A 12,628-nucleotide genomic window follows, 5' to 3' on the forward strand; every position below is an offset into this window, starting at 1 on the left:
CCCATCTACCTCCGCCTCCCCGACCGGACCGATCGCCGCTTTAGCTTAGGCTTACGTTGCGCTTTGCCGCGCTTGCGCTTGGCCGCTGACGACAGCCAATCGGCGGTGTAGTGGCTGAGGGCACCCAATTCTAGTCCAATGACTAAGGCTAACCACCAGGGCCAGTAGGTCACCAGCACCCAGCCTAGCCCATCGGCCAGATCGCCCCAGCTCAGGGCAGTGCGCTGGGCTCTATTGAGCCAATCGACAATAATGATGCCACCCAGCGCCAGCCACAGCGATAGGTACAAGATTCGCACCATGGTGCCAATAATCGGCCCGTGGGACCAGCGCGATCGGTGGCGAATTTTGCCCCGGTAGGGCAGCCAAATCCACCGCAGCCAGCCCCAGCGCTTGTACTGTACCGAGTGAATGTCGAGGTCGGGGCCGAGCACCCAGCCGCCCAGCATAAACCCCAGGCAAACCACCGCTGTGAGCCAGCCACTGAGGGTAATGCGCAGGGCGACCAAGACCACCAGCGGTAAGGCCCAGAGAGTAATGCGATCGTGGGTGCGGCCTGAAGACATGGCACAGGTGTACCAGAATTTTGCCCTCCCTGGCAAGGGGAACATTTTGGAGCCTTAGGATGAATAAATGGGCAAATGTGTCTACGGTTACACCAAGGGCTGCCGCAGACCATTAGCGTCTAGGGAAGTGTATTCAGCCTGTGCTGCCATGGTCGAGACCCACGCGATCGCCTCCGCTACTGCCCAGGGCGCACCAGCCCTAGACTTTCGAGATATTCGCCTTACCTATACCGGCAAAGGCGCACCGCTGACGGTGATCGATCGCATCTCGTTTCGGGTCGCCCAGGGGGAGTTTGTATCGCTGGTAGGGCCGAGCGGCTGCGGTAAAACCACCCTGCTGCGCATGGTGTCGGGGCTCAACCCGACGGAGGAAGGCGCGGTGTATTTCCACGGGCAGCCGATTACCGGGCCGCTCAAAAATATCGGCATCGCGTTTCAAAACCCGGTGCTGCTGCCCTGGCGCAACACCCTCAACAACGTGCTGCTGCCGCTGGAAGTGGTGCAGCCCCACAAGCGCCGCTTCCGCCAAAACCGGGCCAAGTATGCTGCAATGGCCGAGGATCTGCTGACCACGGTGGGGCTGAATAACTTTCAAAACCATTACCCCTGGCAGCTCTCGGGCGGCATGCGCCAGCGGGCCTCCCTGTGTCGAGCCCTGATTCACCAGCCCGAAATTTTGCTGCTCGACGAACCCTTTGCCGCCCTCGACGCCTTCACCCGCGAAGAAATGTGGAGCCTGACCCAAAACCTCTGGCAGCAGACGGGCTGCACCGCCCTGCTAGTCACTCACGATTTGCGCGAGGCCCTGTTTTTATCGGACACCATCTATGTGCTTGGCCCCCGCCCCAGCACCATCGTCTACGAGCTTACGGTCAACTTGCCCCGGCCCCGCACCCTAGACATGTGCTTTACCGACACGTTTCACCACATGTACACCGAGCTGCGCCACCACATTCAGCGGAGCTAGGGCTGGCGAGCCCAGTGAATGGTGCGCTGCTCGATCAGGGCGAAACAGCCGTAGAGCAAGATGCCCATGGCCGCCAGGGTCAGGATTGCTAAAAACGCCAGCGGCACGTTAAAGCTGGAGCTGGCGGTAACAATCACGTAGCCAATGCCGCGATTGGAGGCCACGGTTTCGGAGATGACCGAGCCGATAAAGGCTTGAGAAATAGCCACCTTGAGCGAGGCAAACAGGTAGGGCAGCGAGTGGGGAAAGCCCACCTTTTGAAACACTTCCCAGGGGGAGGCCCCTAGCGATCGCAGCACATCCTGCATTTCTGGCTCCACCGTGGCCAGCCCCGCCGCCACATTCACCACGATTGGGAAAAAGGCCAGGGTAAAGGCGGTAATCACGGCGGGGATGGCCCCAATGCCAAACCAGATCGCCAGCAGCGGCACCAGGGCCACCTTGGGAATGGTGTTGAACCCCACCAGCAGCGGGTACAAGACCACGTAGGCCAGCCGCGAATAGCCAATCAAAAAGCCCAGAAACACCCCCAGGCCCAGGCCCAGAAAGAAGCCAATCAGGGTTGTGTTGAGGGTGTGCAGTCCATTCCTCCAAACGGTGCTGCCGTAGCTCTGGGCCGCTAGCCAGATGTCGCTAGGGGCGGGCAGCAGAAACGTGGGCACCTGGAACACCCGCGCTGTCGCTTCCCAGATGATCAGCAACAGCACCAGGGCCACCGTGGGCAACAGGTAAGCCGCCAGTTTGGTTTTAAGAAATTTGTCCAAGGGTCTTGCAGGGATAGGGGAACGGGGATGCGCTTAACCAATGCAATTTAAATGCGGTGAGAGGGCAGCGACGGGGAAGGGTGTATGGGCTCGGGTCTCGGGTTTCAGGCCTTAGGGCTGGGGTTGCGCTGCTGGTGAAGGGGCTAGATTGCCCCTGCGGCCAGAAGTTTAGGCCGACAGGTATTGCAGACTACCATCTTGTCGGGGTACAGCCACTATATGTAGAACACGATTTAGATTTGGTTAAATTGGTCACGGAGTGTTCCGAATTATGATGCCGATTCGTTCCATCGCCGGTTCTTTGCTGCTGGCCGCTACGCTAGGTCTGGTTGCCTGTGGTGGGGCTACCGAGGTGTCCACCACCGAGTCTCCCGCCGCCGAAGAAACCGCCGCCGCCCCCGATGCCGCCGAACTGACCCCGGTCAAATTTACTCTCTCCTGGCTGTTTCAGGCGGTGGATGCTCCCTTGGCGATCGCCCTGGAGAAGGGCTACTTTGCCGAAGAAGGGCTAGATGTTACTTACGAGCGGGGCTTTGGCTCTGCCGATTCAATTACTAAAATTGCCGCCGGGCAGTACGACATTGGCGAAGGCGACCTCTACTCGATGATCGAGTTCAACGAGCAGAACCCCGACAGCCAGCTGGTGGCGGTGGCGATTAAATTTAACCGATCGCCCTTTGCGATCGTAACCAAGGCCGAGTCGGGCATCGATAGCCCCGCCAAGCTGGAGGGGGCCAACCTGGCCGCCCCCGCTGGCGATGGCCCTCGCCGCCTGTGGCCGGTGCTGGCCCAGGAAGTGGGGGCCACAGCCGACAGCGTAGAGTGGACCAACGTAGAACCCCAGCTGCGCGAAAGCCTGCTGGCCCAGGGGAATGCCGATGGTATTTCCTGCTTTTCGATCTCTTGCCTGCCGGTACTGCACCAAAAACTAGGCCTGCCCCCCGAAGATCTCAACGTGTTCTACTACAACGACCACGGCCTCGATCTGTACGGCAACGCCCTGATTGTGCGTAAGGACTTTTTAGCGGAAAACCCTGAGGTGGTGCAGGGCTTTGTGGCCGCCTACCTGCAAGGACTTAAAGAAGCGCTGGCCGACCCCGAAGCCGCCCTGGCCGTGGTCACGGAAGTGGCCGATGACGAACTGTTTGATGTGGCCATTGAGTCGGAGCGGATGGCGATCGCCATGGATCGTCTCTACACCAGCCCAGAGGTCGAAACCATGGGCCTGGGCGGGGTCGACCCCGATCGCCTGAGCGCCACCATTGACCAGGTGGTAGAAGGGTTTGGCCTGGCCAATACCCCCAGCGTAGAAGATGTGTTTGACAGCAGCGCCCTGCCCCCTCAGGAGGAGCGCATGCTGTAAACCGTTCCGTCAAAGAACGCTTTCAGCTGCCAGAACGCTATAACGTTGAAGGCGGCCCATCCGATCAGGTTGGCTCTGCTGAGTCTGGAACCGGCCCCTATGGCAAAGCCCCCTTCTTCTAACGGCGAACCCCTTATGTTGACCCAGTCCACTCCGTTGCAGCTCGATTTTGTGCGTCAGCACTTTCCATCGCTAGCGGGCGACTGGGTCTTCTTTGACAATGCGGGCGGTTCGCAGATTCTCAAGCCCGTCGTCGATCGCATTACCGAGTTCCTTTACGAGTCGAATGTGCAGCTAGGGGCCTCCTACGCGGTTTCGCAGCTGGCCACAGAGCGAGTGGCGGCAGGGGCCAAGGCGATGGCCACGTTCATCAACGCGGCTGACCCAGCAGAAGTCATCCTCGGCCCCAGTACCTCGGCCCTGCTGCGGATGCTAGCCCAGTGCTTTCGGCCCACGCTACAGCCGGGAGATGAAATTATCGTCACCAATGCCGACCACGAAGCGAACATTAGCCCCTGGACGGAGCTAGAGCGCGACGGCATTGTGATCAAAACCTGGCGGGTGAACCCGGCCACCTTTGAGCTAGAGTTGGCCGATCTGGAGGCGCTGCTGATGCCAAGTACCCGGCTGGTGGCGGTAACCCATGTGTCGAATGTGTTGGGCAGCATTAATCCGGTGCGGGCGATCGCCGATCTGGTCCACGCCCACGAAGCGCTACTGTGCGTCGATGGGGTCGCCTTTGCCCCCCACCGCCGCGTGGATGTGCAGGCGCTGGATGTCGATTTTTACACCTTTAGCCTGTACAAGGTGTACGGCCCTCACCAGGCGCTGCTCTACGGCAAAAAAGAGCTGCTGCTGGCTCTGCCGGGCTACAACCACTACTTTATCGACGATACGGCCATTCCCTACAAGTTTCAGCCCGGTGGCAGCAGCTACGAGCTGAGCTACAGCCTCACCGCCATATCTGAATATTTTGAGGCGCTGGCAAAACACCATGAAACGTCCGCTGACGCCGACCCGTTTGACCAAGCTTTTGACCTAATTCAAGCGCACGAAGGGGAACTAAATCAGCGGCTGCTGTCGTTTTTGCACAGTCGGCCCAACGTGAAGATCATTGGTCGAGATACGGCTGACCCAACTCAGCGAGTTTCCACCCTTTCGTTTGTGGTGGAAGGGTTGAGCAGCGACCAAATTCCGCCTCACCTAGATGCCCACAATATTGGTATTCGCTACGGGCACTTCTATGCGCTGCGGCTAATCGAAGATTTGGGACTGCTGCCCAATCAGGGCGTGGTGCGGGTCAGCATGGTGCACTACAACACGCTGGAGGAATGCGATCGCCTGATCGAGCAGCTAGAAGGGGTGCTGTAGTGGCCATAGCCACTGAAATTGGCAGCTTTAGCGTTCCTGCTGCACCCACCGAGTGAGCACTCGCATGAGCCTGCCAGAGCTATGGGGCATGGCAATGCTCCACTCGCCGACGTGGGCAAAGCCCCGCAGATGAAGCGTTTGCACGATGGTCTCAATCCCCTGAGCGCTGCCGATCACCATCAGTTGCACAGGCTCACGACTTTCAACAGGTGAATCAGTGGATTGTGGCATAGCAGCAGCAAGAAAGGCGGAGTGGCGGAGATGGGAAGTTGCGTTGGTGAGTGAACGGTTAGCTTGTGGCATAGCAGAATAATGTTGACATATTGGCAGCATAGGCGAACGCTGACACTTTGGCAACATAGACGAGCCTAGCCCCCTCTGCCAAAATTTGGGCATGGGAAGGGCAGGCAGCGCACTACGGCAAGTTTTGGAGACTTACGGCATTAGCCAAAACAAGCTGGCGGTGACGATGGGCACAGATCGCGCCAACGTGAACCGCTGGGTAAAAGAACTCCGCGACCCAGCCGGTGACGTGATTTTTGAAATTAAGGAAGCCCTAAGACAGCTCAGCCCAGACGCCGCTAATGAATTTGTTCGTTTATATCTAGGTGACACTCCACAGAAATCACTATGATTAAGATGCGTCTATAAGATTATGGGAAAAAAGAATCACAGAAAAACGATTAGAAGTTTGCAAAGACGCATTGAAGAGCACTTAGAGAAGATTAGAATTGAGCGCCAAAAAGGCTTGCCAGATTTAGGTCTTATACACCACTGGGAAGTAGAAATAGCAGCTTTCGAGAAGGGAATTCAGCAAGCCACTAAGCGGTTAGGCAGGTGAAATATGCAGCTAGGAACACGCACCTTAGCAATCCAAGATAAAACACTCAAAGTCCTGATTCGAGAATTAGGGGATGAATGTGGCCGAGTATTGGAACTTATCCATCAGCTTCAATTGCCCGGTCTGCAAGATAACCAAAAAGCTGATATCTTAGCTGAACTCATTTCGTCAGCTATTCATCTAAGTAGCCATTGCAGCGAAGATTTTCAAGATTCTTTGGCAAGTGAGTTAGAACAGTTATCGGATGGTGAAGAATGAGAAATAAATGCTTGAATCACAAACACAGCCTAGCGAGAAAGATGCATTTGCGAACAATGCACCAAAAGTCGTGAGTCAAAAAAGATACAATGTTAGACAGTGTGTTGCGATACAGATAAGCTGTCTGCTTTGGAAAGGCAATGAAATTTTAGTCGTGGACGTATCTTAAGATTAATTTAGTTTGAATTTATTATTAGATTTGCATCAAAAGCTTGGCGAAAACACAAACCTATTGAATTAGCAATTTAATCAATTAGGACTGTTTTCTTGGTGGCATGTCTTATGATAGATTAACAGGAAAAAGATGTAGGCAATGAAGATTAAATTTTGGTGACAATTGATTCAATTCGTTTTCGAAGGGGAGCAAACTGGCTGGGCATGTCGCTCATTTTTTGGAGCAGCAACATCTTATCTTCCAAGCTAATTGCCTCATTGTTTTCTTCAGAACTTAAGATTACTTCGATTTTTTCTAAGGAGTCTGCCAAAAAGCCTTCACCCCATGATCCATAAATCCCTTTCTTAAGATTTCCATTCGGGCATAAAAGAGCAATCTTTTCCATGATGACACGAAATTTCTCATGATCAAGAGACCAGGATTGACTGGATTCTTTCTCTTCGAGAAACTTTAATTTAAATTCAATGAAGTCATAATGAAGCCGCATCGAGTCGGTAATTTTATTCTCAATGCTATTAAGGCTGCGGCTTGATGCTAGAACTGCTTCTTCTTTTGCTTTAGCTTTTGCGTCGTCCAGGATTCTCTTTTCTGCGTTAGCTTGACTATTTTCCAGTTCTTTTTTTAGAGCATCAATTTCCGTTTTAAGCTCATGCCTCAGTGATTCCCTCTCGTTTCTGAGTGACAAATAATTAAACGTCACAATTACAAAGACTGCTGTAAAGGCAAGTCCAATGCTCCCAGTCGTAATCTGAATCAATTTGTTTTCATAGTGTCTCATTTGCTCAACTTGTGCATTGAGGAAATTCTCTTCAGCATTTTCTTGAGCAGTCAAAGATTCACTTGAGATCAAGGAGAGAGTAATTAACGCTAAGCAAGAGACAAGGGCAAGAGAAAATCGTTCTGCAACTTTGAATGCTATCTCTTTCACTATCCTGACTTTCCAATAGGTGCCTTGCGCCCGAACGAGAAACGTTTAATCAAAGCCATTATAGGAGCAATGCCAAATTTGGACTAATATTCTATGCAATTATCTTCTTGCCAGCTATCTCAAAATCTCCTTAAGTAAACTAAATATCCTATATCAATACAAAATTGCTTATATCTACGATCGCAAATACCTTGGCTGCCCAGTTGAGAAAACAGCCTCAGCCTTAAGCACCAGTTTTGGAAAAAGTGCAGATTTAACCGCTTCCCCTGACCTAGACAAGCTCACCTGGTACTCACCCTCAACCAGCTTATAGACCGAAATTGTGGGCTGCTTGGGGCGACCGATGTAGCGGGTGCCGCGTAGCCCCTGGTAATCCACAATTCAGCATTCTGGAATGCCTAAGCCTGCCCGTTGGCCACTAGCCACACATAGGCCAGTACGCCCAGAGCAGCTACCCCAGCCAGTGCCTCACCCTGCTGGTTGACAAAGGTTTGCGCGATCGCCCAACTATCCCTCAACAGCTGTCGCCGGGTTTGGCCCAGCTCAACCATCAGCGCCTTAACTTCGGCGTCCACTTCTTTAGCGGTCAACTCATTGCGGTGGTAGGCGGCTTCGACGGCATCCAGCTTGCGCCAGTAGTCTCGGGTTGCGCCAATCAAATCGGGAAGCATCTGTTAACTTTTGTAACTGCGTTATTGACAGTCTAACGCTTCTCTGATTTTAGGTTGTCTGTAGAGAGAGGTAGAGTGCTTCTATACCCTGGTTGATTCGATCGCAGCCTCTGGTGCTGGCTCAGACATAGCCACCGCCACCTCATCGCCGTGGGCTTTATAGAACACCAGTGCCGCTTCCACCTGGGCTTCAGAAAGGCCGTACTCTTCGGCAATCTGCGCTGCTGACCACTCCCACTCGGTGGCCGCTATCACCACGGTTCGCACATGAATACTGGTGCCGTGCACCACAGGTACCCAGCTATTTTCGGCATCTGAGCGAAAGGCAATGTCTGGAAAGGCGGGGTCGGGTTCCATCAGGGCGCAGTGGGTCTCTTTTTGTAGCGAGGCTAAAACCGTATTCACGAGTTGCCAGCGGGCCTCAACAGAGAGTTGCAGAGCCTGATCTTGTAGTTCCTGGAGCGTCATAAACCTGAGCAATATCTACTGATTGTCTACTCTTAATTAAACTGCAAATGCTGGGCCAGGTCTTGTCTGTAGCTAGTTGCCCCAAGGGGGCAAGGGCAACTGGTTTATGCTGATAGAGACACCTCTTCCCCAATTGAGAGGTCTGCTAATCCCCATTTCTCCAGTCACTGCGCCATGTTTGCCACCACCGCTCCGCCGCTGCCCGTCAACCGCGATCGCATTCGTCCAGCCATTCAAGCGCTGCAAGACCAGCTGGTGACCTGGCGACGCGGTCTGCACCAAAAGCCAGAGCTGGGGTTTAAAGAATGGCTGACCGCCGACTTTATCTGCGATCGCCTCACCGAGTGGGGCATTGAGCACCAGCGCAACATTGCTCAAACCGGCGTAGCAGCGGTGATTGAAGGGACGCGTCCTGGCCCGGTGCTGGGCATTCGCGCCGATATGGATGCCCTACCGATTCAAGAAGAAAACGCCGTATCCTACTGCTCGCAGCACAACGGGGTAATGCACGCCTGCGGCCACGACGGTCACGTGGCGATCGCCCTGGGCACCGCCTACTACCTGGCCACCCACCGCGACTTTGCGGGCACCGTCAAAGTGGTCTTTCAGCCCGCCGAAGAGGGGCCGGGCGGGGCTAAACCCATGATCGAGGCTGGGGTGCTGAAGAACCCTGATGTGGAGGCCATGATTGGACTGCACCTGTGGAACAACCTGCCCCTGGGCACCGTTGGCGTACGTACCGGCGCTTTGATGGCGGCCTCAGAATTTTTTACCTGTACGGTGCAGGGCAAGGGAGGCCACGGGGCGCTGCCGCACCAGACGGTTGACTCGATTGTGGTCGGGGCGCAAATTGTCAACGCGCTGCAAACCATTGTGGCCCGCAACATTGACCCGACCAAGTCAGCGGTGGTTACCGTAGGCCAGTTTCACGCGGGTAAGGCCCAAAACGTGATTGCCGACACCGCCACCTTTGGCGGCACCGTGCGCTACTTTGACCCCGCCTACGCCGACTACTTTGCCCCCCGCATGGAGCAGATCATCGCGGGCATTTGCCAAGCCCACGGGGCCAGCTACAGCTTCGACTACCGGGCGCTATACCCCCCCGTTATCAACGATGCGGGCATGGCCGATCTGGTGCGATCGGTCGCTCTGGCCGTAGTCGAAACCCCCGCCGGGGTAGTGCCCGACTGCCACACCATGGGCGGCGAAGACATGGCGTTCTTCTTGCAGGCGGTGCCGGGTTGCTACTTCTTCTTAGGCTCGGCCAATGCCGACAAGTCCCTAGCCTACCCCCACCACCACCCCCGCTTTGATTTCGACGAAACGGCCCTGGGACTGGGGGTAGAAATGTTTGTGCGCTGTGTGGAAGCGTATTTTAGCGTCTAAGTCGATGCCCCCATTCCCTGAGCGCAATCGAAAGAAGCGAACCCGGTCCCTGAGCGGAGTCGAAGGGAGCGGGGTCGAAGGGACCGGTTAGATCACTCAAGGTTAACTTCTTTGAGCGATCGGGTGCGCTGTCAGCAGAGTTGCTATGCTTGGCGGTTAGGTAGAGAGGATGCCACGATGGGACAGGTAATACGGCGATTTAGGCTGCTAATGGTGGGGGCGATCGCATTACTGGCGAGCATCCTGCTGACCCAGGGCATCCATTGGGACTTGGGCCTCAGTGGAGGGACTGTTTCACCGCTGGCCCAGGCCCAGGGCAATGCGCCCCCACCGGCCCTAGCCCCCGCCCTACCGATGGTAAGCGGCAGCTTTGAAGACCCCCAGGAGCGGTTTCAAATCGGCATTTTAGAGGGCTATAGCGTTAATTCTGTGGGGGGTAATCCCCTATTTCAGGCGGCTGACGGCAGCCTGGCCTACACCGTAGCGGTTGCGCCTCTGCTGGCAGCCAGTTCGCCTGAGGCGGCGATGGTAGCGGCAGCCGAGACCACCTTTGGCAATGGGGAAGGCTTTGTGGCGGGCGATGTGCAACCCATTGCGGGTGGCGGTGTCCGCATCAACTGGGCCGGACGGCTGAGCCAGGGGGCAGCACCGCCTCAGCCAATCACCGGCAAAATCTTTGCCCGCCAGCGCGACGCTCAGGTGTTTTTGCTGATGGTGGCGGCCACTAGCGCAGGCGAAGCCCAGGTTTCCGACGCCATCAACGCATTGGGCAGCACCTTAACTGTGCCGTAGGCTGCGGTAGCGAGCACAAAGACACTAGCGAGCGATAGAGGAACCACGACTAAGCTATGGGCATGCGCCGGTCAGTCTTTTGGAATCAGCCCCAGACCTATCTGCTGCTGGGGGGTACAGCCTTAGGCTATGCCTTATTTATGGTGCTAGCTGGGCCAAAACCCCTGGCGATTTTGGCGGGGTCTGGGGTAGCCGCAGCGATGGTGAGCAGCTGGGCCGCAGGCTTTCGCTCCACAGCGTCTGAGACTAGCGGCAGCGATCTGCTCAATGCCCAAACCTTTGCCGCCCGGCTGGGTACCCTGGGGCAGCGGGTGCCGCCTAAATCGCAAAAAACCTGGCGTCAGGTGCAGGCTTGGGCCACCGAATCGCAGCAGTTTGCGGCCCGAATCTTCGATCGCGACCCGCTGCTTCAGATCGAACTGCTCGAAGCCATGCACACCGTGCTCGACCTCTCCGGTCAGGTGGCCGATGGCCTCGCCGTGCTCGACCAGATCGAAACCCCTGCTTACCAGCAAATGGCCCAGCAGCGGTTAGACGCCAGCTGCGATCGCCTGGCCGCCACCCACTCTCAGCTACAACAGCTGCAAGATCAAACCGCCCTTTCTAGCCTAGAAACTTCTACCGACGACACCTTGCCCCAGCGCCTGCAAACCCTTGTCGACGCCAACAAAACCATCCTCCAAAACAACCAAGACTCCCCCTAACCCCCACCCTTCACCTACTCTCTATTATTCACCTCCCACCATGCGCCGCCTTCCTATCCTCTCCTTTCTGATCGGTCTCTGCGCCGTGCTGCTGTGGAACTGCACCCCAAGCCAGCTTACCGGGGGCGTTTCCGGGGTCGATTCTGTAGAAGGGGCTCGGCAGGCTTTAGAGCAGTCGGTGTTGCCCAACATTAGTGTGGGAGAAGATTTGGTGGCCGATGAGGTGGCCAGCCGCTACACCACCGATCGAATTGAAGATCCGCTGCCCGATGTCAATACGTTTCCACTCTATGCCGCCCAGCCCGGCGGCAGCAATACGGCCTATATCGAAATCTACAGTTCCTCTGAGAAGGCCAACGTCGATCGCCAAAACGAGCGCTGGCTAGTAGAAGTCGCCGAGGCCTTTAACCAGCGCCAGGAGACCTTGCCCTCGGGCGAAGTGATTCAGGTAGGGGTGCGCCAGGTGGCCTCGGGCACCGCTGCGCGACTGCTGGGGGCAGGGGCTGTGCAGCCCGCTGGCTATAGCCCCTCCAACGATCTGTGGGTGGCGATGGTGCAAAGCCAGGGCGTGCCGACGGTGCCCGTCGCCGATCGCCTGGTGCCCAATACCGCCGGGTGGGTGCTGCCCAAGGCTGTCTACGACAGTCTGGCCGAGAATGGTACCGTTAGCTTTGACCGGCTGCTGAATGCGATCGCCTCAGGCCAGGTCACCGTGGCCTACCCCAACCCCTACAGCAGCTCTACGGCGCTCAATTTGCTCTACACGCTGTACTGGCGAGCGGCGGGGCACCAGCAGAACGGTGGCCAGCTTACCGTGGCCGAGCTGCAAACCCCCCAGGTCAACTCCGTGTTCGACCAGTTTCAGCAGCAGGTGCTGATTACAACGCCCACTACCCTCGACTTGCAAGAGCTCTTTCTGCGCGACCAGAGCAACCTACAGGCCTTTCCCCTGGAGTACCAAAACTACCTGGCCCTGCGGGAGGTGCCCGGCTTTAGCGACACCGAGTTTGTACCCTTTGGCGTGCCCCACAACAACCCCCTGGTCGGCTTTAGCTGGAATACCGCTCAGCAGCAGCAGGCCTTGCAGAGCTTTGCCACCTTTGCCCAATCGACCGAAATGCAGGCGATCGCCCAGCAGCAGGGCTTTGTCGAAACCGACTACCTGACATCTAATCAAGCCCCTCCTTTTCCCAGTGGGGAAACCCTGCTGGCCGCCCAGTCAAACTGGAAGCTGCGCAAAGACGGTGGCCGCACCGTCTATATGGCCCTGGTAATCGATACCAGCGGTTCGATGGAAGGAGAGCGTCTGCAAGCGCTGAAAGAGGGCCTACAGGTGGCCGCCGGACAAATCAACTCCGGCAACTATGTCCTGTC

The 12,628-nt window shown here is 56.2% G+C and carries 17 protein-coding genes; 10 read left to right on the plus strand and 7 right to left on the minus strand.

What is annotated here, in order from left to right:
- Positions 1-5: 5 nt before the first annotated feature.
- A complete protein-coding gene (locus IQ273_RS22625; RefSeq protein ID WP_194025426.1) occupies positions 6-566 on the minus strand; it encodes a metal-binding protein in 561 nt (186 codons plus the stop codon).
- A gap of 148 nt (positions 567-714) precedes the next feature.
- Between IQ273_RS22625 and IQ273_RS22630 the strand changes: the two genes are divergently transcribed.
- On the plus strand, positions 715-1,533 hold the full coding sequence (locus IQ273_RS22630; protein ID WP_194025427.1) for an ABC transporter ATP-binding protein: 819 nt from the start codon (positions 715-717) through the stop codon (positions 1,531-1,533).
- On the opposite strand, the gene IQ273_RS22635 is transcribed toward IQ273_RS22630, so the two are convergent.
- Positions 1,530-2,297 (minus strand): ABC transporter permease, encoded by a 768-nt coding sequence (locus IQ273_RS22635; protein ID WP_194025428.1) that lies wholly within the window; start codon positions 2,295-2,297, stop codon positions 1,530-1,532. The two genes, IQ273_RS22630 and IQ273_RS22635, sit on opposite strands and share 4 nt — an antisense overlap.
- Positions 2,298-2,568: 271 nt before the next feature.
- On the opposite strand from IQ273_RS22635, the gene IQ273_RS22640 reads away from it, so the two are divergent.
- The gene (locus IQ273_RS22640) at positions 2,569-3,660 is read left to right on the plus strand and encodes an ABC transporter substrate-binding protein (protein ID WP_228053625.1); all 1,092 of its coding nucleotides are present in this window, start codon (positions 2,569-2,571) and stop codon (positions 3,658-3,660) included.
- A gap of 99 nt (positions 3,661-3,759) precedes the next feature.
- Positions 3,760-5,031 carry a cysteine desulfurase-like protein gene (locus IQ273_RS22645; protein WP_228053627.1) on the plus strand — a complete coding sequence of 424 codons (1,272 nt, stop codon included), beginning with the start codon at positions 3,760-3,762 and terminating at the stop codon, positions 5,029-5,031.
- 27 nt (positions 5,032-5,058) lie between these two features.
- On the opposite strand, the gene IQ273_RS22650 is transcribed toward IQ273_RS22645, so the two are convergent.
- Complete coding sequence (locus IQ273_RS22650) at positions 5,059-5,262, minus strand: hypothetical protein (RefSeq protein ID WP_194025429.1); 204 nt, start codon at positions 5,260-5,262, stop codon at positions 5,059-5,061.
- Positions 5,263-5,425: 163 nt separating this feature from the next.
- Here IQ273_RS22650 and IQ273_RS22655 point away from each other — a divergent pair, with 163 nt between their 5' ends.
- From IQ273_RS22655 to IQ273_RS22660, 3 genes are read left to right on the plus strand one after another with little or no spacing between them, the layout of a single operon-like run.
- Positions 5,426-5,665 carry a helix-turn-helix transcriptional regulator gene (locus tag IQ273_RS22655; RefSeq protein WP_194025430.1) on the plus strand — a complete coding sequence of 80 codons (240 nt, stop codon included), beginning with the start codon at positions 5,426-5,428 and terminating at the stop codon, positions 5,663-5,665.
- A gap of 21 nt (positions 5,666-5,686) precedes the next feature.
- Positions 5,687-5,872 (plus strand): hypothetical protein, encoded by a 186-nt coding sequence (locus IQ273_RS35950; protein WP_278000581.1) that lies wholly within the window; start codon positions 5,687-5,689, stop codon positions 5,870-5,872.
- A gap of 3 nt (positions 5,873-5,875) precedes the next feature.
- On the plus strand, positions 5,876-6,130 hold the full coding sequence (locus IQ273_RS22660; RefSeq protein WP_194025431.1) for a hypothetical protein: 255 nt from the start codon (positions 5,876-5,878) through the stop codon (positions 6,128-6,130).
- Positions 6,131-6,450: 320 nt separating this feature from the next.
- Here IQ273_RS22660 and IQ273_RS22665 read toward each other — a convergent pair whose 3' ends face one another.
- The 4 genes from IQ273_RS22665 to IQ273_RS22680 all read right to left on the minus strand — a co-directional run bounded on the left by IQ273_RS22665 (position 6,451) and on the right by IQ273_RS22680 (position 8,372).
- Positions 6,451-7,233: a hypothetical protein gene (locus IQ273_RS22665; RefSeq protein WP_194025432.1), complete on the minus strand. Its 783-nt coding sequence runs from the start codon at positions 7,231-7,233 to the stop codon at positions 6,451-6,453.
- Positions 7,234-7,407: 174 nt separating this feature from the next.
- A complete protein-coding gene (locus tag IQ273_RS22670) occupies positions 7,408-7,611 on the minus strand; it encodes a hypothetical protein (RefSeq protein ID WP_228053629.1) in 204 nt (67 codons plus the stop codon).
- 20 nt (positions 7,612-7,631) lie between these two features.
- Entirely contained in the window at positions 7,632-7,904 is a 273-nt protein-coding gene (locus IQ273_RS22675; protein ID WP_194025433.1) for a hypothetical protein, read from the minus strand.
- Between the two features lie 81 nt (positions 7,905-7,985).
- Positions 7,986-8,372, minus strand: a complete 387-nt coding sequence (locus IQ273_RS22680) for a DUF433 domain-containing protein (RefSeq protein ID WP_228053631.1) — start codon at positions 8,370-8,372, stop codon at positions 7,986-7,988.
- Positions 8,373-8,546: 174 nt separating this feature from the next.
- Here IQ273_RS22680 and IQ273_RS22685 point away from each other — a divergent pair, with 174 nt between their 5' ends.
- The 4 genes from IQ273_RS22685 to IQ273_RS22700 all read left to right on the plus strand — a co-directional run.
- Positions 8,547-9,758: a M20 family metallopeptidase gene (locus tag IQ273_RS22685; protein ID WP_194025434.1), complete on the plus strand. Its 1,212-nt coding sequence runs from the start codon at positions 8,547-8,549 to the stop codon at positions 9,756-9,758.
- 177 nt (positions 9,759-9,935) lie between these two features.
- Positions 9,936-10,550, plus strand: coding sequence for a hypothetical protein (locus IQ273_RS22690; RefSeq protein ID WP_194025435.1), 615 nt, complete (start codon positions 9,936-9,938; stop codon positions 10,548-10,550).
- 56 nt (positions 10,551-10,606) lie between these two features.
- Positions 10,607-11,254, plus strand: coding sequence for a hypothetical protein (locus tag IQ273_RS22695; protein WP_194025436.1), 648 nt, complete (start codon positions 10,607-10,609; stop codon positions 11,252-11,254).
- Positions 11,255-11,294: 40 nt separating this feature from the next.
- Positions 11,295-12,628: substrate-binding domain-containing protein (locus tag IQ273_RS22700; protein ID WP_228053633.1), on the plus strand; the 1,334-nt coding region annotated here is incomplete at its 3' end.

This window comes from Nodosilinea sp. LEGE 07298 (genome assembly GCF_015207265.1).
Lineage (GTDB): Bacteria > Cyanobacteriota > Cyanobacteriia > Phormidesmidales > Phormidesmidaceae > Nodosilinea.